This is a genomic window from Amycolatopsis sp. NPDC034160, from assembly GCF_055575355.1.
On record NZ_JBVISU010000006.1, the window covers coordinates 194,119 to 215,346 of the forward strand.

The window sequence follows — 21,228 nt, forward strand, 5'->3', positions numbered from 1 at the left end:
GGTAGTTGTCAGAGACAGTGGTGTTCATCGTTGTCGGACTGCTCGCGTTGTTCGTGGTCGTCGTCGTGGTCAAGGCGATCATGGTGGTGCCTCAGGCGCAGTCCGCTGTGATCGAACGGCTGGGCCGGTTCCGGACGGTGGCTTCTCCCGGCCTGACGTTTCTGGTGCCCTTCCTGGACAAGGTGCGGGCGCGGATCGACCTCCGCGAGCAGGTCGTCTCGTTCCCGCCCCAGCCGGTGATCACGGAGGACAACCTGACCGTGTCCATCGACACGGTCGTGTACTTCCAGGTGACCGACTCGCGGGCCGCGGTCTACGAGATCTCGAACTACATCGTCGGTGTGGAGCAGTTGACCACCACGACACTGCGAAACGTCGTCGGTGGCATGAGCCTCGAGCAGACGCTGACCTCGCGTGACTCGATCAACAGCCAGCTGCGCGGCGTGCTCGACGAGGCCACCGGCCGCTGGGGCATCCGTGTCGCGCGTGTCGAACTGAAGGCGATCGACCCGCCGCCCTCCATCCAGGACTCGATGGAGAAGCAGATGCGCGCCGACCGTGAGAAGCGCGCGATGATCCTGACCGCCGAAGGTCAGCGCGAATCGGCGATCAAGACCGCCGAAGGTCAGAAGCAGAGCCAGATCCTCGCGGCCGAGGGTGCCAAGCAGGCCGCGATCCTGAGCGCGGAGGCCGAGCGGCAGTCGCGGATCCTGCGGGCACAGGGTGAACGTGCCGCCCGGTACCTGCAGGCGCAGGGGCAGGCGAAGGCGATCGAAAAGGTCTTCGCGGCGATCAAGGCCGGACGTCCCACTCCCGAGGTTCTCGCGTACCAGTACCTGCAGACCCTGCCGCAGCTGGCGCAGGGCGACGCGAACAAGGTCTGGATGATCCCGAGCGACTACGGCAAGGCACTGGAAGGCTTCGCCCGCGCGCTCGGCGCCCCCGGCGACGACGGCGTGTTCCGCTACGAGCCGCCGAAGGAAGAGCCCGTCCAGAAGCCGGACCTGGAGGACGAAGAAGTCCAGGGCTGGTTCGACACCTCCAGCGACCCGAAGGTCGCCGAGGCCGTCGCGGCCGCGGAAGCCGTGGCACGCAAGGAGGTTCCGGCGCTGGGGGTCGCGACGCCGCGACAGGAGCCGCCCGCTCCTCGGCCGATTCCCAAGGCTGCGCCCGCACCGCAGCCGGAGGCCGCTCCGGAGCAGCAGGCGCCGCCGCCCTCGCAGCTGCCGCAGCCTCAGCCGCCCGCCGCTCCGCCGGGAGGCCCGTACCAGGGGCCTCCGGGACAGGCGCCGGGTGGTGGCGGACCGTTCCCGCAGCAGGGTCCGTTCGGCGGTCCGCAGGGCGGGCCGCCGCAGCGTTGAGCTGATTCGAGAGAGGGCCGTCCCATTCGGGGGCGGCCCTTTTTCGTGGGGCTGGCTGTGACGGCATGGCCTTCGGCGGCGCTGGGCCTTCAGCGGCGCTGGATCAGCGGCTGAAGGCTTCCGCCACGGCGTGGACGCGGAGTTCTTCGAGTTCGTCGATCTGCCGCCGGGCCCGGTCGATCAGGTCGTCGAGCCGTCCGGCGTCGAGGCGGGGATCGGTGTCGGCGCGGACTCGCAGGGTCCGCCACCCCGCCGCCTTGCCCTCGACGCCGAGGCGCATCAATTCGAGTTCCTCGACGCGGCTCAGCGGGGATCGGGACACGAGCCGTCCGTTCGGCTTGAGCCGTCCCACCTTTTCCCCGGCCCACGCGGCGATCGTCTTGTACCGCCGGACCGGGACATCGAGCGCGGCCATGAAGGCCAGCAGCGCGGCCCGGTCCTCGTCGATCTCCTTGGCGAGCCTGCTCAAGGCCGCCTCCCCGCGCTGTCCGCGTTCTGCCCCGGCGAGCCGTTTCGCAAGTTCGGTACCGGCGGTCGCCCCTGCCAGATGGTCGTTGAGGTAGATGCCGAGCAGCGCGGGGTCAGCGGATGTAGTGCCCATGGCCGGTGCGTACCCCATCCGTGTCGCCCGAAACCGTAAGCGGTTGGACGCTTCGGCGACCGGGTACCCGGGGAGATCAACATGACCACTGGCGCGAGGAGGATGCCGCATGCGGCGGACGGATCCGGAGACCGTGGACGTGCTGGGCGTCCCCTTTCCCAAGCCGACGCGGACGGTGGGCCGGGTCGCGCGGGGATTGGCCGGACTGGCACTCGCGCCGTTCGAAGGGATCCCCGGCCGAGGCCCGCGGCGGGCGGTCTGGGCGTGTCCCGGCAGGCTCTACATCGAGACCCACGGCGTCAAAGGTCCGGACGGTGCCCGCGTCGCCCGGCAGGTCGAGCGGGCGCTGACGGAGATCCCCGGGGTGCGGTGGGCGCAGGTGAACGCGCCGACTTCGCGGGTGGTCGTGGCGGTCGGGGAGCCAGCGCCCCGGCGCGTGGATCTGGTTCGCGCGGTCGAACGGGCCGAGTCGGAGCCGTCCTGCGAGGCCGAGCGGATCGAGGAGGAGGAACTCCACCATCCGGCCGACGGAGCACGGGCGACCCGGCTTCCCTCCATGATCGCCGCCGACGCCGCCGGCCTGGTGCTCTCGGCGGCTTCGAAACTGATGCCGTGGGCGCCGCTGCCGACGGAGGTCGCGGCACTGGCCTCACTCGTCGATCTTCATCCGCGGCTTCGCGCGCTGGCGAACCGGAAGCTTCGCGGGCATGAGCGGGCGGATTCGGCGACGTCGATCGGGGCGGCGCTGGCACACGGCTTGGCGGCCCGCAGCGAGGGCACGGTACTGGACATCATGGTCCGGAGCACCCAGTGGCGAGAGGCCAAGGCGCACAAGCGTGCCTGGTGCGAGGCCGAGTCCCGGCTGGTGCGGCAACGCGATCACGCCGGCGCGGATCCGGTGGTGGGTGAACGACCGCGGCCGCTACCGGAAGGGGCCGCGGATCGTTACGCGCGCCGGTCCATCGCGGCCGGGGCCGCGGCGGCCGCGGCGGCCCTGCCGTTCACCGGTCCGCGACGGGCCGCCGCCGTCGGGATCTCGGCCCTGCCGAAGGCGCCGTCGAATGGCGCGGCCGCCTTTTCCGCCCAACTGGGCCAAGTCCTCGCCAGGCGGGGTGCTCTGGTGATGGACCGCGCCGTACTGCGGAGGCTCGACCTGCTCGACACGCTGGTCATCGACACGGCGGCACTCGGCGCCGGGGTGAACGTGCTCAGCGATCTGGTTCCCCTGCCGGGCAGTGAGCCGGTGGAGATGACCGCCGTCGCCTTCGCCTTGTTCGACGAGGAGAAGCCGCAGGTGGTCCGGCGCGACGGCGACTGGGTCCTCGGCCCGGTCGACGACCTTGACCTCGATAGGCGCGAGGGAGTCCAGGAACGGCAGCGGTTGCTGGACCAGGGAGCGCCCCTCGTGCTGGGCTTGGCCCGTGACGGGCAACTGCAGGGGCTGCTGGCCGTCGCCGAAGAACTCTCACCGGAGGTCGACGCCTTGTCGTCGGCGGCCAAGTCGGCCGGTTTGCGGGTGGTGCAGAACGACGGCGGTGAAGGATTGCTCGACGGCGTCCGCGAACTCCAGGCCGACGGGCGCGTGGTCATGCTCGTTTCCGGTGACCGGCGGGCCCTGGGCGCGGCCGACTGCGGGATCGGCGTCCACGACGAGGGAACCCCGCCGCCATGGGGCGCACACGTGCTGATCGAGCGGGACATCGAGACGGCCATCCTGCTCGTCGAAGCGATCACCGCGGCCCGGACGGTCGTGCGCGACTCCACGCTGTTCGCCACCGTGGCGAGTGGTATCGGTGGAGTGACCGCCCTCAGCGCCCGGCGCAAACCGGCCGCGAGTGGCCTTCGCGCGGTGAACGCGGGCGCGCTCATGGCTTTCAGCGACGGGATCTGGCGGGCACGAAACCTCACCGGCACGCGGAAGGTGGCTCCGGCGGCCCGCGTCGCACCGCCGTGGCATCTGATGCCGGCGGACCTCGTCCTCGACCGGCTCGGCTCAGCCCCGCGCGGTCTCGGCGAAGACGAGGTGCGACGGCGCACTCCCGCGAATCGTCTCGGGGGAGCGGCCGGTACCGGCACGAGTATCGCCAAGGCGTTCCTCTCCGAGCTTTCCAATCCGTTGACTCCGGTGCTGGCGGGTGGCGCGGCCGTGTCCGCCGCGGTGGGTTCCCCGGTCGACGCCGCGATGGTCGCCGGGATCGTCGGGGTGTCCGCGTTGATCGGCAGCGCGCAGCAGGTCCACACCGAACGCGCGCTGGCCGGGCTCTTCGAGCGGTCCGCCACGGTGACCACCGTCGTGCGGGACGGCACGGAGCACCAGATCGTCGCCGACGATCTGGTGCGCGGCGACGTCGTCTCGCTGCGCTCCGGTGACGTCGTACCCGCGGACTGCCGGGTGCTCGAAGCCACCGGTGCGGAACTCGACGAATCGTCGCTGACCGGCGAATCGTTGCCGGTGGCCAAGGATCCGTCCCCGGTGGTGGCCGCGGACATCGCCGAGCGGGCGTCGATGCTCTACGAGGGCACCGTGGTCGCCGCGGGGAAGGTGACCGCCGTGGTCGTCGCGACCGGCGACCAGACCGAGGTCGGGCGCGGCTTGGCCGCGGCACGGGGCGCGGCCCCCGAGACCGGCGTCGAAACACGGCTCGCGTCGCTTACCAAGCAGGCGCTGCCCGTCGCGGTCGGCTCGGCTGTCGCCGTCGCGGGTGCGGGCCTCATCCGGGGTGTGCCGCTGCGCGAAAGCCTCGGCGCCGCGGTGAATCTCGCGGTCGCGTCGGTGCCGGAAGGCCTGCCCTTCCTGGTCAACGCGGCACAGCTCGCCGCTGCCCGCAGGCTCGCCGACCACGGCGCGCTCGTCCGGAATCCCCGCACCATCGAGGCGCTCGGGCGGGTCGACGTCCTCTGCTTCGACAAGACCGGCACGCTCACCGAAGGCAGGCTCAGCGTCACCCGGATCGACGACGGGCACAGCAGCGCCGCCGTGTCGCGGCTCGGGAAGAGCCATCGCGCGGTGCTGACCGCCGCCGTGCGCGCGACACCCCGGGCGGAGAACCCCGAGGAACTGCCGCATCACACGGATCAGGCCGTTCTCGAGGGCGGCCTTGCCGCAGGTGTGGACGCCGGCGGCTGGGAGAAGACGGACGCTGTCCCGTTCGAGCCGTCCCGCGGGTTCCACGCCACCAACGGCCAGCTCGGCGACCGGAACCTGTTGTGTGTCAAGGGCGCGCCCGAGGTCGTCGTGCCACGGTGCGCCCGCCACGGCGGCAAGCCGATCGGCGCCGGAACCCGGAAACGGCTGGAAAAGCGGATGGAGCGGCTGGCCGCCTCCGGACATCGCGTACTCGCCGTCGCCGAGCGAACTGTGTCCACAAAGGACATCTCCGAGGACGACATCGCCGATCTCCACTTGCTCGGCTTCGTCGCCTTGGCGGATCCGGTGCGCGACAGTGCCGCCCCCGCCGCGGAAACGCTGCGCGAGGCCGGGGTGCGCACGGTGATGATCACCGGCGACCATCCGGCCACCGGCGAAGCCGTCTCCGAAGAGATCACCGGCCGCAACGGTGACACCAAGGTGCTCACCGGCGCCCGGATCGAAGAACTCGGCGACGCCGAACTCGATGCCGAACTCGCCGACGTCGACGTGATCGCCCGATGCAGTCCGGCGCAGAAGGTGCGGATCATCCAGGCGTATCAGCGCGGTGGCCGGGTCGTCGCGATGACCGGTGACGGCGCGAACGACGCACCCGCCATCCGGCTCGCCGACGTCGGGATCGCACTCGGGCAACGGGGTACCCCCGCGGCGAGGGCGGCCGCGGATCTCGTGGTCACCGATGACCGGCTGGAGACGATCGTCGCCGCGCTGATCGAAGGCCGGGCGATGTGGGCGTCGGTGCGGGAAGCACTCGGCATCCTGCTCGGCGGGAACCTGGGGGAGATCGCCTTCACCGTGCTCGGGTCCGCCGTCACCGGCCGGTCTCCGCTCACCGCCCGCCAGCTGCTGCTGATGAACCTGCTCACGGATCTGGCGCCCGCGCTCGCCATCGCGTTGAGCAGGCCGGACCGTGAGGCGGTGCCGGAACTGCTCCGAGAAGGGCCCAGTGCCTCGCTCGGTGACGCGCTCCGGCGCGACATCACCACCCGGGCGGTGACCACGACGCTGGGGGCGACCACGGCGTGGACCCTGGCCCGGCTGACCGGCAGGCGGCGGCGGGCGAGCACCGTCGCGCTCGCCTCGCTGATCGGCACGCAGCTCGGGCAGACGCTGCTGATCGGCCGGCGCGACGGCACGGTGCTGGCCGCGGGTCTGGGTTCCGCGGCCCTGCTGGCCGTCCTGATCCAGACGCCCGGCGTCAGCCAGTTCTTCGGCTGCACCCCGCTCGGGCCGATCGGCTGGGGGATCGCGTTGGGCAGCGCCGGTGCGGCGAGCGCCGCCGGGTTGCTGGTCGGGAGGGGCGGTGTCGTCACCAAAGCACAGTGTTGACATGTAGGAAATCTCCTACGTATGGTCGCGGCATGAACGTCAACCGGATCCAGTTTCTCACCGTGCCGGTCTCCGAGCAGTTCGTCATGGACGGCAGCGTGATGGGACTCCTGGAGTCGTCGGGCTACGGAAACCGGCCGCGCTAGTGCCGGTCAACGACGACGTCTTCGCCGCCCTCGCCCACCCGGTCCGGCGGGAGGTGCTCGGCATCCTCCTCGACGGCCCGCGAGCCGCAGGGGACATCGCCGAACGCTTCGACATGCGACGGCCGAGCCTTTCGGAACACCTTCGAGTGTTGCGGGAGGCCGGGCTCGTCCGCGAAGAGCGGCGAGGCCGCAACCGCGTCTACTCGCTGGAAGCCGCACCACTGCGAGAGGTTTCCGACTGGCTTTCACCGTACGAGCGGTACTGGCGTGACAAGCCGGCCGGTCTGCGCGACCTGCTCGAGGAGGAGGAGTTCTGAACGGCGAGGACCCGACGGCCGTCCACGTCGACCAGTTCCTGGCACCCACGCGTTTAGTCCTCTAAATGCATTCGGTCCGCCTGACCGGGCCTGGGTACCGGGTCTAGGATCCCCGCTTGTGACGGACGAGAAACCGCTCCGAGCCGATGCCCGCCGTAACCGGACCCGGGTGCTGGAGGCCGCGGAGCGCGTCTTCACGGCCAAAGGCACCAGTGCGCCGACAGAGGAGGTCGCCCGCGAGGCGGGCGTCGGGGTCGGCACGGTGTTCCGGCATTTCCCGACGAAGGAAGCCCTGCTAGAGGCTGTTCTCTTCGCACGTCTTCACCGCTTCGCCGATGAAGCCGAGGCCACGGTGGCCGCGGACTCGCCCGACCCGGGTATCGCGTTCTTCGGCTTCCTGACCGGCTGGATCGAGATGTCCGGCGCCAAGAACGCGTACTTCGAGGCCTTGTCGGCGGCCGGGGTCACCGTTCCGGCCACGGGCGCGGTGATCGGCGCCCGCCTGAAGGACGCACTCGGCGTCCTGCTCGGCCGCGCGCAGGACGCGGGCGCCGTCCGCAAAGACCTTATCGTCGAAGAGCTGATCGCGGTGATCATCGGGACGGCGAAGGCCGCGGAGTATGCCGGTCCCGACCTGCGAAATCGGACGGTCTGCCTGCTCTTCGACGGACTTCGGCCGCGTCAGGCGTAGGGATCCAACGTCGGGCGCTTCGGTGCGAGAGCGTCGCCGGACGACTCGCCGCGAAGGCGGCGCCTGATCCACGGGACAGCGTGTTCCTTGCCCCACTGAAGGTTCTCCGTACGCCGGGCCTGCGGGCTCAGCGACGGCCGAGGTCCGAGCTCCGCGGGTGTGAGCTTGTGCGGTTCGCCGAGCCCGTCCAGCACGGCGATAGCGATCTCGTTGTGCCCCAACGAGTTCAAGTGCAGGCGGTCGGGTGCCCACAGCCGCCGGTCCCGCAGCCGGCGCATCGCCCACATGTCCACCAGCAGTGCCCCGTGCCGCGAGGCGATGCCGCGGACGTGCTCGTTGTAGATCGCGACGCGGCCCCGGATCCTGCGGAACAGCGCGTCTTCGACCCCGTCGACGCCGGTGAAGAGGACGACGCGCGCGCCGGAGGCGACGATCTCGCCCACCGCGACGTCGTAGTCGTCGCAGAGAGCGTCGATGTCGACCTTCGGCCGCATCAGGTCGTTGCCGCCGGCGTACAGCGTCACGAGGTCCGGGTTCAGCGCGAGCGCCGGTGAGAGCTGCTCGGTGAGGACCTGTCCGAGGAGCTTTCCACGGATCGCGAGGTTGGCGTAGCGGAAGCCGGTGTGGTTACCCGCGAGCTGACCGGCGACGCGGTCGGCCCAGCCTCGGACGCCGTTGGGGGACGACGGGTCTTCGTCGCCCACCCCTTCGGTGAAGGAATCGCCGAGACAGACTAAGCGGTTGGTCATACTCCGATGTTACCCAGCCGAGTGCGGTCGGCCGTCAGCCCCTGGCAGTCGGTTGGTTGGCCGCTCGGGGCCGCGGTCCGTTGCCGCGGAGGTCGGGCGAGCGTTCCGGGGAGCCGCACGCGAAGGCCGTGGAGTTCGTCCGTCATGGTGATCTGACAGCCGAGGCGGGAGGTCTGCTGCCGGTCGAGCAGCGTGTCGAGCAGGTCGGTTTCCTCCTCACCGGGCGGCGTGAGCCGCCCGGTCCACGCCGGGTCGACGATCACGTGGCACGTCCCGCAGTACATCGAGCCATCGCACTCGCCGCGCACTGGAAGACCCGCCTGCCTCACGCGCTCCATGACCGTGTCGGTCGCGGTGCCGCCGAGAACGTTCTCGCCGTCGCCGGAAGCGGCGACGATCAGGTCGGCCACGGGGTCCCACCCGTCGCCGCCAGAGCACGGGCAAGGAACCTCATTGACGGCGTGATCGTCGCGACGAAGTTTCCCTCGCGCATTCTCCGGTCTACCGGAGATCCCTGCATGAAGGCCGGTAGTCCGGCCCGCAGCATGGCCATCCGCGTGGCCTCCAGAGTGAGTTCACTGGCCTTGAACCGCGTCTCGAACACCGACCGGAGGTAGCCGGGGGAGTCGTCGAGCGGCGTTTCGGTGAGCCGCGTGATCCGGTCCCGCAGCTCGTCCCGGTCGGCCGCGAAGTCGTCCGGATGGCGCGGTAGGTACTGGTTGCTCTCCAGTTGCCCAGCGTCGAACTCGCGCATCAGAGCGACGCTCGCCCCGATCACCCCCAACGCCATTCCGGTCTGCAGCAGGACGATTCCCGGGTAGGCACGGGTCAGCAGGTCTTCGGCCGGGTCCGCCAGGACCTGCCAGGCGGGGATGAAGGCCTGCTTGAACAGGACCGTCACCGTCGCGCTACCGCGCATCGACGTCATGTGGAGGTTCGGCCGGATCGTCACGCCCGGCTGTCCGCAGCGCACCATCGCCGTGATCCGGTGGGACGGGTCGGTCACGTCGGCGAAGACCGTGGCGAACCAGTGCCCTTCATCCATGTTGGATATCCACGGCTGGGCGCCGCTGACCAGATAACCGCCTGAAACCGGTTCGGCACGCAGCTTGAACTGTTCGGTGCCGCTCATGGCCTTCACCGGGTTCGCGAGCCCGACACCGGCCATGACGGTGCCGTTCGCAACGTCGGGCAGCAACCGGGAGCGCAGCTCGACGTTGTCGCTGTGCACCAGGAGCCAGGCCGCCGAATGCTGGCACCACGTGCAGAAACCGGTCGTCAAGCAGGCCTCCGAGATGGCCGCCGCCGTCGCGATGGCGACGTCGAGACCGGACTGCTTCCTGCCTTCGACGTGAGCGCGGAAAGCACCTGCCTGCCCGAGGCGGACGAGTACCTCGGCGGGATGAACACCGTCCTCGTCGACACGTTTGGCCGCAGCGGCCACGTCCGTGTCCACCAGGTCACGAACAGCCGGTGCGACTACCGCGGGGGAGCCGATCATGTTGCGAGGCTACCCAGTGAGCGCGGGTTTCGGAGCCATCGACAGGAGCGCGAGCAGAGCTTTTGTCCAGCATTTCTGCCCATTCGGCCGATCCGGACCCGGCCGATGAGCCGATCCAGCCGTGATCATCATCCCCGTAGCGTGCGGAAGCCGGTGTGGTTACCCGCGAGCTGACCGGCGACGCGGTCGGCCCAGCCTCGGACGCCGTTGGGGGACGACGGGTCTTCGTCGCCCACCCCTTCGGTGAAGGAATCGCCGAGACAGACTAAGCGGTTGGTCATGCCTCGATGTTACCCAGCCGAGTGTGCTTGGCCTGTCCACCTCTACGCGTTCGAGTGGCATCGTGCTGCCTGGCGGTTTCGACCTACCCGATCAGCCTCCTGGGCGGCGAGCATGCCGCTGGGCCTGATGTAGTAGCCGATTGCCGCCTTCGGGGATTTATAGAGGGGTGAGGCAAACGTGCGTGGTGGAGTTGGCGAGAGCGGGCAGCGGCCGGGCCACGGCAGCGCGTGAAGGCCCCTTCCCCTCGGCTCAGCCGAGGAAACTCGACCTTTACACCTTCCTGTACTTAAGCGAGAGGGCGGCGGTGAACCGTCGGTCCAGGTGGTCGTGAGTGGCGATTCGGGTTAGAACCCGAATCGCCACTCACGACCAACCCAGCCCACCCCTCACCGGAACCCTCAAGCCAGGAAGTCCGTGAAGGCCTCCTTCCCTACTTTGAAAGTAGGGAAGGAGGCCTTCACGGACACGCCACGTTTGCCTAACCCTTCAATAAAAGCGTCGAGTTGATCGGTGAATCGTCCCCCGGTATCGCGACCGCGCTGAAGGTGCCGACCAACGCGACGTTGCGGTCAGGTGGTCGTTTCGTCGACGGTGAGAAGGTCGTTTTCCTCGACGGCGGACAGGTCCAGGGTCTTGTACCCGAGGTCGTCGAACAGGATCGTGATCCGGTCCGGTTCCACCGACATCACCGTGCCCCCGCCCCACTCGGCGTGGCGGACGGTGCTGTTGACGGCGAACTTGCCGGTTTCCACATGCTGCCGCCCGGCGGCGCCGAAGTCGCAGGTGTCGCAATTGCCGCAGGATTCGACGAGCTGTTCCCCGAAATAACCGAGCAGGTACCGCCGTCGGCATTCCGTGGTCTCCGCGTAGCCGCGGATCATTTCGATGCGGGAGCGGACCAGCCGCTGATGCCTCTCGGCGGCTTCGACGGCTTGCCGGGCCGCCTCGTCCGGTGGGAGGTCGCGGTCTACGTACTCGAGACACCCGTCGCCGGTCGCGCCGACGGCACCGACCTCTTCGAGAAGGTTTACCGCCTTGGTGCGCTGGGCCGCCGAAGCGTCCACTTCGTCCTTCAGCTCGGACGGCCGGACAGCCGAGTCGTGCTCGCCGAGGGTCTTCGCCACCTGGCCGAGAAGCTCTTCCGGGGCTTTGGCGGCGGTGAGGAATTTCTGGAGATTCAGGTCCTGTGGCCGGTAGAGCAGCGTGATGCGGGCAGGTTCGCCATCCCGTCCGGCCCGGCCGATCTGCTGGTAGTAGGTGTCGAGCGAATCGGGGACCGACGCGTGCAGAACGAACCGCACGTCCGGCTTGTCGATGCCCATGCCGAACGCCGAGGTGGCGACGACGACGTCCACCTCGCCGTCGAGGAACCGTTCGTGGACCTGTTCGCGGCTGTGGCGCTTCATGCCGGCGTGGTAAGCCGCCGCGCGCACACCCGCCCGCGCGAGCTCGTCGGAGAAGTACTCGGCGTCCTTCCGGCTGGCGACGTACACCAGACCGGTGCCGGTGGCCGGATCGTCGATCAGAAAACGCACCAGCGTGATCAGCGTGTGCCGTTTGTCGGCGTCGTCGTCGAACCGCTCCACCGACAGATGCAGGTTGGGGCGGTCGAAACCGGCGATCACCTCACGGTGGTCACGCAGTCCGAGCCGCTCGACGATGTCCTCGCGCACCGGAAGAGCCGCGGTGGCGGTGAGGGCGAGCACCGGTGGATGCCCGAGTCGTTCGATCACCGGCGCCAGGCGCAGGTAGTCGGGGCGGAAGTCGTGGCCCCATGCCGAGACGCAGTGTGCCTCGTCGACGACGATCAGGCTGAGCTCCAGCTCGTTCAGCCTGTCGAGAACGTCTTCTTTGGACAGTTGTTCCGGCGAGAGGAAGACATACCGTGCGTCACCTGCCTCGATCGCCTTCCATGCGTCTTCTCGCTCGCTCGCGCGCTGCGAAGAATTCACCGTGACGGCGTCCGGCGCCCGGCTTTCCTCGATGCTTTCCCGCTGATCGTTCTGCAGGGCGATCAGCGGGGACACCACGAGGGTCACGCCGTCCAGTTCCATGGCGGGCACCTGGTAGATCGCCGACTTCCCCGCGCCGGTTGGCAGGACGACCAAGACGTCATGACCTGCCATGACGTACTCCATCGCCTGAAGTTGTTCGCCGGTGAGCTTGGGCCAGCCGAAGACCTCCGCGGCGATCCGCTGCAACTCATCGCGTTTTCCGTGTGCCGTCACCAGCGGCTGATACCCCGGCATGCCGCGGGGAAACAGCGGGAATCGTCGACGACCGGCACGGCGCGTCAGGCGGAGACCGGGAAGTGGCGAAGACCTCGGATGGAATTGCCTTCCCCCTTCGATGCGCGCCAGTCGGGTACCGAGGCAGTAGTGGGTACCGCTGGAGAACGCCAGATGCTCCGGCCCGCCGGAGCGGGTGAAGTCGAGTTCGCCCGGCCTTGCGTACACCTCCGGATCACGGTTGGCCGCGGCCAGCAGCCGTCCACCCGGCCGGGCCTGAACGCGATCGCGCAGGACCTGATCGCGAAGCGCGACGCGCGGTCATCTCCGCGACCGGTCGCCCAGGTCCGAGCCGGATCGAGGCTAGACCGGCCGCGGAGCGGGTATTCCCTCCCCATGACGGCGGCACCTGCCCGCAAGTTGCGGCGTTACCAGGAGATGCGCGATTTCGCCCGCACCGGGGAACCGGCAGGAGGCGACCCGGCGCGGCCGGGCGGTCATCGGTTCGTGGTCCAGCGGCACCGGGCGCGCAGACTGCACTATGACTTCCGGCTGGAACTCGACGGCGTCCTGGTGAGCTGGGCGGTGCCGAAGGGGCCGACGCTGGACCCGAAGGCCCGGCGCCTCGCCGTCCACGTCGAGGACCACCCGATCGAATACGCCGACTTCGAGGGCGTGATCCCGCGCGGAGAGTACGGCGGTGGTGACGTCATCGTCTGGGATCGCGGCGTCTGGCATCCGGTCGAAGACGATCCGGCGCGGGCGATCGAAGAAGGGACCCTCCACTTCGACCTCCACGGTGAGAAGCTGGCCGGGCGGTTCGTGCTGGTGCGGTCCAGCCGTGACGGAGACAAGGAACAGTGGTTCCTCCTCCACAAACGCGACGACCACGCCCGCACCGGCTGGAACGCCGAAGAACATCCGCGTTCGGTCAAAAGCGGCCGCACCAACGACGAAGTCGCGGCCGCCCCCGAAGCACTGTGGCATGGTGACCGGCCCGCCGCGGAGGCGGAGGTCGCCGTGAGCACCACCTGGGAAGCGGCGACCCAAGACGAACTGGCGGCTCTCGACGGCCTCGGCCCGAAGGGAAAATGGTCGGTCGCCGGGCGGGAACTCACCCTGACCAACCTCGACAAGGTGCTGTTCCCCGCGGCAGACGGCGGAAAACCGATCACGAAGCGGGACCTCGTGCGGTATTACGTCACGGTCGGACCGGCGATGCTGCCGTATCTCGCGGACCGGCCGCTGAACACCCATCGCTTCCCACAGGGCGTCACCGAGGCCGGCTTCTGGCAGAAGGAGGTCCCGTCCCACGCTCCGGATTGGCTGAGCACCTGGCACAACGAACGTGCCGCGAAGGGGGAGAGCCAACGCTATGTCGTGGTGGACAGCGTCGCCTCACTCGCCTGGCTGGCGAACTACGGCGCACTGGAACTGCACGCCTGGACCTCGCGTGGCGACGACGTCGATCACCCGACGTGGGTGTTGTTCGACATCGACCCGGGTCCGGCGACGACCTTCGAAGAGGTGCTGGAGCTGGCGCGGCTGCATCGCACCGCCCTCGACCATCTCGGCCTGATCGGCAGACCGAAGGTGACCGGGCAGCGCGGGATCCAGGTCTGGGTGCCGATCACCCCGCGCTCGACCTTCGAGCAGACCCGGCAGTGGGCGGAGACGGTGTCCAAGACGATCGGCCGGGTCCTTCCGGACCTGGTCAGCTGGGCCTGGTCGAGGGACAAACGCGACGGCCGCGCACGGCTGGACTACACGCAGAACGCGCTCAACAAGACACTGGTGGCGCCGTACAGCGTGCGGCCGCGGCCGGGTGCGCCGGTGTCGGTCCCGCTCGACTGGGAGGAACTGGATGATCCCGAGCTCACGTCCGCCCGGTGGACGATCCGGGACGTGCCCGGTCGCCTGGCCGAGCGGGGCGACCCGTTCGCGGGTTTGCTCGGCGTGGAGCAGGAGCTCCCCGACTGGTAGTTCGTCGAACGGGGAGCTTGAGCGACGGCAAGGCTCACCCACGCCCTCCAGTCGCGGGTGCGGGATGGACTCGGGACCTAGACTTGCGCGGTGACCCGGGATGTCCGCGAGTTGGCTGGAGCGTGGAAGAAATTCCAGCACCACACGTACCTGGTCCCGTCGCCGGACCTGGCCTGGTGCGTCGAGCACTATTGGCTGGTCTCCTGGGATTACGGCGAGCCCTACCGGCAGTTCATCGCCCCATCCCCGCATGTGCATCTGACATTCCGGGAGGGGATCGCGCTGGTGAACGGTGTCGCCAGTGAGCGTCAGGTCAAGGTGCTCCAGGGCAGCGGCCGCGTGTTCGGGGTGAAGTTCCGGCCCGGCTGCTTCCGGCCGTTTCTGCGCGCACCGGTCTCGACGATCACTGACCGGTCGATCGACGCGGGCGAGGTGTTCGACCGCGTACCACGTGGTCCGGTCGAGGTCGAGACAGTCGAACAGTTCCTCAGAACGAACCGACCCGAGCCGGATCCCAAGACGGAGCAATGCGCGAACATCGTCGCGCAGATCGCGGCGAGACCGGATATCGCCAAGGTGGCCACGTTGGCGCGGGACCTCGACATGAGCGTCCGGCGGCTGCAGCGATTGTTCGCCGAATACGTCGGCATCGGGCCGAAGTGGGTGATCCGCCGGTACCGCCTGCATGAGGTGACCGAGCGGTTCGCGGCCGGTGCGGTGATCGACTGGGCACCGTTGGCAGCCGACCTCGGCTACGCCGACCAAGCCCACTTCGCTCGGGACTTCAAGGCGATGTTCGGAGAAGCACCTACCTCGTACGCCCAGCGCTACTGAAACTGTGGACTCCTGCTCGAACAACACCTCGTTGAGGCTTGGGAGGCTGGCCCCCTGGCGGTGCCGGTTTGAGGGGTGCCGGGTTCGGGAAGTAGGCGAGCATGTCGGGTCCAGTCGATGAACAGGCAGTCCAGTCGGAGCGTCAACACCGGCGCAGGCGCTGGGTGGCAAAGCATGGCGGAGTGATCGGCGTCGGCTTGGCAGTGTTTTTCGGTGCGATGGGTGTCTGGTTCGGCTCCGGTGAAGACGCTGAGGTGGGTTGGTTGCATCCGGTGGTGACGGGCGCCGTCGGGGTGGTGTTCGGCGCGTTCGTCGGCTACTTCATGTCAATGGAAGCCCGGGGTACCAAAGCGAACGGTCCGCATCGAGTGCTGGTCATCGTCGGGACGGTGTTCTGCCTCGCGGTAGTGGTGGGTATGCGGTACTTGAACGACTGGACGTGATATCCCCCGGACAAGCGGGATTGCGGATCACAGCTCGGTAGGGACCGTGCCGGCGAGCCCGCTGATGGTGAGGACCGGGATCAGCAGGGGGTTGGCGCGGATGCGGATGTGGTCGACGTGGGTGTACAGCGCGTTGATGGCGCCGCTGTCGAGGTAATCGACCTCGCGCAGATCGACGATGGTCACCCCACTGCGCGTGGCTTCGGTGAGCGCGCGGGCGAAGGTGCTGATATTGCTGAGATCGATCTCGCCTGCCACGGTGAGCAAGACGGTGCCGTCGTCGCGGCGATTCGTGCTCAGGGTGAGCGGAGTGCTCATCGGACGACCCTCGCGTTCAACTGGACGGTGGTACCGGAGACGTCGTGCTCGACGGTGACCTCGTCGATGAGCGCACGGATGAGCAGCAGCCCTCGACCGCGATCGGGGTTGGCGGCCCATTGCGGCGTTTTCCAGGAGCCGCTGTCGGTGACGACGAGGTGTATCCGGTCGGCGAAGGTGGTGGCCCGCAGCCGGATGAGGCCGCCTGGGCTGTCGCGATAGCCGTGCTCGACGGCATTGGCGACGGCTTCGCCGGTGGCGACCAGGATGTTCTGGAGCTGATCGAGGTGGAGCCCGCAGAGCTTGAGCCAGGCGCGCAGTTTCCGGCGCACGGACGCGAGTTCGTTGACGTCGGCGGGGAATTCCAGGGCCAGCGGGCCGGGACGGCGATAGAGCAGCAACGCCACATCATCCTCGTATCCGTCTGCCGGGGCCAGTCTGGACATGAGCAGGTCGGCGAGCTCTTCGAGGGCGCGGCTGCCGTTTTCGGCGATCAGCGCGGCGGCGCGGGCGATGCCGTCGTCGAGTGATCGGCGCCGCCGTTCGACCAGGCCGTCGCTGCTGAGCAGCAAGGTGGCACGGGCGGGGATGACGGTATGGGCTTCGGGCCTCGGCTGCCGAGGGCGTATACCCAGTGGTATCGAACGACCGTCTTCCAGCAACCTGGTGGTGCGGTCGGCGTGGACCAGCACAGGCGGTGGGTGTCCGGCGGCGGAATAGCTCATCTCACCGGTTTCCAGGGTGAGGACCGCGCAGAACGCGGTGGTGCACGCGGCCCCGGGTAGCCGGGCGGCGAAGCGGTCAAGTCCGGCCAGGGCCGCCGCGGGGCTGGGGTTCTCGACGAGCAGGGCGCGGCACGCGCTGCGCAACTGCCCCATGACGGTGGCCGCGGCGAGGCCGTGTCCCACGCAGTCGCCCACGACCAAGGCGATGCGCCCGTCCTCCAGATCGACGACGTCATACCAATCGCCCCCGACCTGAAGCGGACTGTTCGCGGGCTGGTAGCGGGCGGTGAATCCGCTGGGCAGCTGTTGCGGGCTGAGAATGGCGTGTTGAAGCGCCAGAGCGGTCTCCCGCTGCTGATCGAGTTGGTGCACCCGGGCCAGCCCTTGTCCCAACCGGCCGGCCAGCACCGTCAGCAATGTTTCGTCTTCCTGTGTGATCCGTCGCCGTTCGGCCAGTTCGAGCCACACGACCAGGACACCGTCGGGATGTTGCAGCGAGATGCCCGCCATACCCGGCTCTCCGGGAAAGATGCTCAACGGGTGGGCATCGCGCAAGGTGGAAACGGCGTGCCGCACCTGGGGATCGAGATCACCCCACGAAACCGGTTCGCCGGTGATCTGGGGCACCGGATCGGTTCCGTGGCCGGGAAAGAGGACGGCCAGGGCCCGGCTCGCCTTCCAGGTCTGGCGAAACTCGTCCATCGCCCCTGCCAGAGCCTGACCGGCGGAGTCCGCCTGGACGAGCTGCTGGTTCAGCGCCGCCAGGGCGGTTTGACGCTGCACGGCGTAGTGCTCGGCGGTGACGTCGCGGAAGGTGCCGACCGTGACACGTTTCCCGGAGTCGGGATCCTCGACCTGGTTGAAAGCGACAGCGACCCACAGGCGATGGCCATCACAATGAGTGACAGGAAGCGTGGAATTGCCCCGTGGAGCGTGGAGCGCCGTGCCGAGCTCCTCGGCGACGAAGTGGTGGGCATCCGGTTCGGTTGCCGCGTCCGGCCACCATGGGTGGGTCGGCCGGTACGGCAATCCGTCCGGCCCGTAGCCGAGAATGTCGGTGAACGTGCTGTTGATCTCGACGACCGCGCCGCCTTCGTCGACGATGAAGAACGCCTCCTGCAGCGAGTCGATCAACGCGGCACGCCACCGAGCGGAACGCGCGCGCAGACGGGCGAGCTGGACGTGCGCCCGAACACGGGCGAGCAGTTCGGGAGCGGCGAACGGCTTGACGAGATAGTCGTCGGCGCCGGCGTGCAGGCCTTCGATGGAGGCTTCCTGGCCCGCCCGGGCCGAGAGCAGCAAGACCGGCACGGTCGCGGTGCGCGGCTCACCGCGCAACCTGTCTACCAAGGCCAGCCCGTCGAGACCGGGCATCATCACGTCGCTGATGACGAGATCCGGTGCTTTGACGCGAACCGCGTCGATCACTTCCGTGCCGTCGGCGACGGCCTCGACCTCGTATCCCGCACCGGTGAGCAACCGGCTCAGGTAGTCGCGCATGTCGGCGTTGTCGTCGGCGACCACCACCCGGGCGGCATAGCCCTCCCGCTGTTCCGGCGCTGATCCGGTTTCAGTGACTTCCACCGCGGAAGCACCGGCCGACCAGCGCGACGCCTCCAGCACGTACGGCTCGGCGGCGAGGGCGCCGCCACCCTCCCCACCGGGTGCCGCCAGGGCATCGGCGGGCAGGTGACCGGAGCCGAACGGGAGCCGGACGCGGAACGTCGTGCCTTCGCCTTCGACACTGTCAGCGGTGATGGCGCCGCCGTGGAGCTCGACCAGTTCCCGCACCAGCGCGAGGCCGATACCACTGCCTTCGTGCGAGCGGGCACGGCTGTTCTCGATCCGGTGGAACCGCTCGAACAGGCGCGGCATCTCCGCGGCAGGCACACCGACGCCGGTGTCGGTCACGGCGACCACCGCGTCCGTCTCGCCGGCGGCCACGGTGACCGTGATGGAGCCCTCGAAAGTGAACTTCACGGCGTTGCTCAGGAGATTGAAGACGACCTTTTCCCACAGGCCCCGGTCCAGATACACCGGTCGATCCAGCGGCGGGCAGCCAACCGTCAAGCGCAGGCCCGCCTTTTCGATGGCGGACCGGAACACACTCGCCAGCTCCGCGGTCACGGCCGGGAGATCGACAGGCTCGAAGCGCGCCTGCATGCGTCCCGCCTCGATCCGCGAGAAGTCGAGCAGCGTGCTGACCAGTTTGCTGAGCCGCGACCCGTTGCGATGGACGACCTCGAGTTCCTCGCGGGCGGACTCGTCCAGTCCGGACTCCCGGCCGAGCAGATCCCGCACCGGGCCCATGATCAGCGTGAGCGGGGTGCGGAACTCGTGACTGATGTTGGAGAAGAAGGCGGTCTTCGCCCGGTCCAACTCCGCGAGTTCCTCCGCGCGCCGTTGCTGGGCCTGATAGCTGCGGGCACTGGCGATACCGGCCGCGAGATGGGCCGCCACCAGTTCGATGAACCCGCGGTAGCCGTCGTCGAGGTCGCGGTACCGGTTCAACCCGGCCACCAGGAACCCGTGCGGCACGCCGCCCTGCTGCCGCAACGGAACGGCCAACGCCTGTGTCGGCGGCTCGGGCAACTCGCCGGTGGGCAGTCTGACCGCGCTGTCGAGGCTGATCAGCGTCGCGCTGCCCTCGGACAACTGTCCCACCGGCAAGTCCAGCGAAGGCACTGGCACGTCGTCGGCGAAGCCCGTCGAAGCCGCCAGCCGGGCCGAGCCGTCGGCCTCGAAAAGGTAGGTCAGGGTGAAAGGCAGGTCGCGCGTGTTCCGGCCGAGCTGGCGACCGGCGAAAGCGAGCACCTGCCCTTCGGTGATGATCACGCTGGGGTCGGAGCCGAGATCCCGCAGCGTCGCCATCCGGCGCTCTCCGATGATCCGGTCGGTGTCCTCGCTGACCACGCACAACATGCCGACGACCGCACCGGCATCGTCGCGCAACGGGCTGTAGGAGAAGGTGTGATAGCTCTCCTCCGGATAGCCGGCACGCTCGAGGAACAGCAGCAGTGCCTCGTCCCACGTCGCCTGCCCGGTGGACAACACGGTGTCGATGCGCGGGCCTATGTCGTCCCAGATCTCCGCCCACACCTCGCTCGCCGGTCGGCCGAGAGCCCAGGGGTACTTACGCCCGAGGGTGTTCTGCCGGTAAGCGGCGTTGCAGAAAAAGGTCAGCTCCGGACCCCACGCCATCCACATGGAGAACCGCGACGACAGCAGGATGCCGACCGCCGTCCGCAGGCTCAGCGGCCACCGGGCCGGCTCGCCGAGCGGGGTGGCCGCCCACTCCACCGCCGCCAGATCGGAACCGACCTCACCACTCGCGGCGAACACGTCGATCCGGGCGATCTCATCATCGGCAGAAGGCACGCAACGCTCTTTCCGGTCCACCGCGCGCTGACTCCCGCGGTCACGGGAGCCAGCATCTCATCCACGCGTCGATCCCACTCATCGAGTGACCTTCACGGATCCGGCGCGTCAGTTCGCCCGCTCGGCGCGCCTCTCAGGTCAAGGGCTGGCCGCCGGTGACGCCCAGCATCTCGCCGGTGACATAACTGGATTCCTGCGAAGCGAAGAACACGTAGGCGGGTGCCAGTTCGGCGGGCTGACCGGCCCGGCCCATCGGCACCTGCTCCCCGAAGGATTCGACCTGTTCCTCCGGCATGGTGGCCGGGATCAGCGGTGTCCAGATAGGACCCGGTGCGACCGCGTTCACCCGGATGCCCTTGTCGGCCAGATCCTGTGCGAGCCCCTTGGTGAAGTTCGCGATCCCCGCCTTGGTCGTGGCGTAGTCCATCAACTCCGGCGACGGCTGCGAGGCCTGGATGGAGGACGTGTTGATGATGGCCGACCCTCGCGGCATATGCGGCACGGCGGCCTTGCACAGCCAGAACATCGCGTAGAGATTGGTCTTCAGTACGCGGTCGAACTGCTCGGTGGAGATTCCGAGCAGGCCTTCTTGGCTGCTCATCTGATAAGCGGCATTGTTCACCAGCACGTCGATGCCACCGAGGGCGGACACCGCCGTGTCGATGATGTGCCCACAGTGTCGCTCGTCGCGAATGTCACCGGGTACGAGTTCGACTTGCCTACCGGCTTCGCGTACCAGTTCGGCGGTGCGTTCGGCGTCGTCCTGCTCTTCCTCCAAATAGGACAGCACGAGATCCGCGCCCTCCCGGGCGAAAGCGATCGCCACGGCCCGGCCGATACCGGAGTCGCCGCCGGTGATCACGGCCTTGCGGTCCAGCAGTCGCCCGCTGCCGCGATAGGACTCCTCACCGTGGTCCGGTGGAGGATCCATGGTTTCGCCCGAGCCGGGGTGTCGCTGCTGTTGCCCAGATTGCTCTTCCGGGCTCGGATGCCGCTCCGCGGTTTCCTGGCTGTGTTGGTCTTCCGTCATGTTCGCCTCCTGAAGTCCTCATCATCGGCGTGGACAGGTGAAGGCTCGCCCCGCACCGTCCGATCAGGGCGAGTACTGCGCTGTAGGTGAATCAGTGATCTCAGTACCGTGGACGAGGGTTCGAGGTCACAGCCCTGATACCACTTGTCCGCCATGACAAAACC

At 68.7% G+C, this 21,228-nt stretch carries 15 protein-coding genes and 1 pseudogene; 7 read left to right on the forward strand and 9 right to left on the reverse strand.

Translation table 11 applies throughout. The annotated features are described in order from the left end of the window. Positions 1-17: 17 nt before the first annotated feature. On the forward strand, positions 18-1,361 hold the full coding sequence (locus ACZ54P_RS16025) for an SPFH domain-containing protein (protein ID WP_465462351.1): 1,344 nt from the start codon (positions 18-20) through the stop codon (positions 1,359-1,361). Positions 1,362-1,464: 103 nt separating this feature from the next. Here ACZ54P_RS16025 and ACZ54P_RS16030 read toward each other — a convergent pair whose 3' ends face one another. Continuing rightward, positions 1,465-1,962, reverse strand: a complete 498-nt coding sequence (locus tag ACZ54P_RS16030) for a hypothetical protein (RefSeq protein WP_465462286.1) — start codon at positions 1,960-1,962, stop codon at positions 1,465-1,467. Positions 1,963-2,071: 109 nt separating this feature from the next. Here ACZ54P_RS16030 and ACZ54P_RS16035 point away from each other — a divergent pair, with 109 nt between their 5' ends. From ACZ54P_RS16035 to ACZ54P_RS16045, 3 genes are all read left to right on the forward strand, one after another. After that, on the forward strand, positions 2,072-6,439 hold the full coding sequence (locus ACZ54P_RS16035; protein ID WP_465462287.1) for an HAD-IC family P-type ATPase: 4,368 nt from the start codon (positions 2,072-2,074) through the stop codon (positions 6,437-6,439). A 145-nt stretch (positions 6,440-6,584) separates the two neighbouring features. Further along, on the forward strand, positions 6,585-6,902 hold the full coding sequence (locus tag ACZ54P_RS16040; RefSeq protein ID WP_465462288.1) for a metalloregulator ArsR/SmtB family transcription factor: 318 nt from the start codon (positions 6,585-6,587) through the stop codon (positions 6,900-6,902). A 118-nt stretch (positions 6,903-7,020) separates the two neighbouring features. After that, the gene (locus ACZ54P_RS16045) at positions 7,021-7,593 is read left to right on the forward strand and encodes a TetR/AcrR family transcriptional regulator (protein ID WP_465462289.1); all 573 of its coding nucleotides are present in this window, start codon (positions 7,021-7,023) and stop codon (positions 7,591-7,593) included. On the opposite strand, the gene ACZ54P_RS16050 is transcribed toward ACZ54P_RS16045, so the two are convergent. From ACZ54P_RS16050 to ACZ54P_RS16070, 5 genes and pseudogenes are all read right to left on the reverse strand, one after another. Then, a complete protein-coding gene (locus ACZ54P_RS16050) occupies positions 7,584-8,342 on the reverse strand; it encodes an SGNH/GDSL hydrolase family protein (RefSeq protein WP_465462290.1) in 759 nt (252 codons plus the stop codon). The genes ACZ54P_RS16045 and ACZ54P_RS16050 overlap by 10 nt on opposite strands. After that, a complete protein-coding gene (locus ACZ54P_RS16055; RefSeq protein WP_465462291.1) occupies positions 8,339-8,752 on the reverse strand; it encodes a 2Fe-2S iron-sulfur cluster-binding protein in 414 nt (137 codons plus the stop codon). Before ACZ54P_RS16055 ends, ACZ54P_RS16050 begins: the two co-directional genes overlap by 4 nt. Continuing rightward, on the reverse strand, positions 8,740-9,843 hold the full coding sequence (locus ACZ54P_RS16060; protein WP_465462292.1) for an acyl-CoA dehydrogenase family protein: 1,104 nt from the start codon (positions 9,841-9,843) through the stop codon (positions 8,740-8,742). The genes ACZ54P_RS16055 and ACZ54P_RS16060 overlap by 13 nt, the downstream gene beginning before the upstream one ends. Before the next feature lie 143 nt (positions 9,844-9,986). Then, positions 9,987-10,124: pseudogene (locus tag ACZ54P_RS16065) on the reverse strand (SGNH/GDSL hydrolase family protein); the annotation flags it as partial. A 570-nt stretch (positions 10,125-10,694) separates the two neighbouring features. Continuing rightward, complete coding sequence (locus tag ACZ54P_RS16070; protein WP_465462293.1) at positions 10,695-12,353, reverse strand: RecQ family ATP-dependent DNA helicase; 1,659 nt, start codon at positions 12,351-12,353, stop codon at positions 10,695-10,697. Positions 12,354-12,749: 396 nt separating this feature from the next. Here ACZ54P_RS16070 and ligD point away from each other — a divergent pair, with 396 nt between their 5' ends. The 3 genes from ligD to ACZ54P_RS16085 all read left to right on the forward strand — a co-directional run bounded on the left by ligD (position 12,750) and on the right by ACZ54P_RS16085 (position 15,613). After that, complete coding sequence (gene ligD, locus ACZ54P_RS16075; RefSeq protein ID WP_465462352.1) at positions 12,750-14,336, forward strand: non-homologous end-joining DNA ligase; 1,587 nt, start codon at positions 12,750-12,752, stop codon at positions 14,334-14,336. A 90-nt stretch (positions 14,337-14,426) separates the two neighbouring features. Continuing rightward, positions 14,427-15,170: an AraC family transcriptional regulator gene (locus ACZ54P_RS16080; RefSeq protein ID WP_465462294.1), complete on the forward strand. Its 744-nt coding sequence runs from the start codon at positions 14,427-14,429 to the stop codon at positions 15,168-15,170. A gap of 182 nt (positions 15,171-15,352) precedes the next feature. Beyond that, the gene (locus tag ACZ54P_RS16085; RefSeq protein ID WP_465462295.1) at positions 15,353-15,613 is read left to right on the forward strand and encodes a hypothetical protein; all 261 of its coding nucleotides are present in this window, start codon (positions 15,353-15,355) and stop codon (positions 15,611-15,613) included. Positions 15,614-15,640: 27 nt separating this feature from the next. Here ACZ54P_RS16085 and ACZ54P_RS16090 read toward each other — a convergent pair whose 3' ends face one another. From ACZ54P_RS16090 to ACZ54P_RS16100, 3 genes are all read right to left on the reverse strand, one after another. Further along, positions 15,641-15,931 carry an STAS domain-containing protein gene (locus tag ACZ54P_RS16090; RefSeq protein ID WP_465462296.1) on the reverse strand — a complete coding sequence of 97 codons (291 nt, stop codon included), beginning with the start codon at positions 15,929-15,931 and terminating at the stop codon, positions 15,641-15,643. Continuing rightward, positions 15,928-20,034 carry a SpoIIE family protein phosphatase gene (locus ACZ54P_RS16095; protein WP_465462297.1) on the reverse strand — a complete coding sequence of 1,369 codons (4,107 nt, stop codon included), beginning with the start codon at positions 20,032-20,034 and terminating at the stop codon, positions 15,928-15,930. The genes ACZ54P_RS16090 and ACZ54P_RS16095 overlap by 4 nt, the downstream gene beginning before the upstream one ends. Before the next feature lie 133 nt (positions 20,035-20,167). Further along, complete coding sequence (locus tag ACZ54P_RS16100; protein WP_465462298.1) at positions 20,168-21,064, reverse strand: SDR family oxidoreductase; 897 nt, start codon at positions 21,062-21,064, stop codon at positions 20,168-20,170. Positions 21,065-21,228 lie beyond the last annotated feature (164 nt).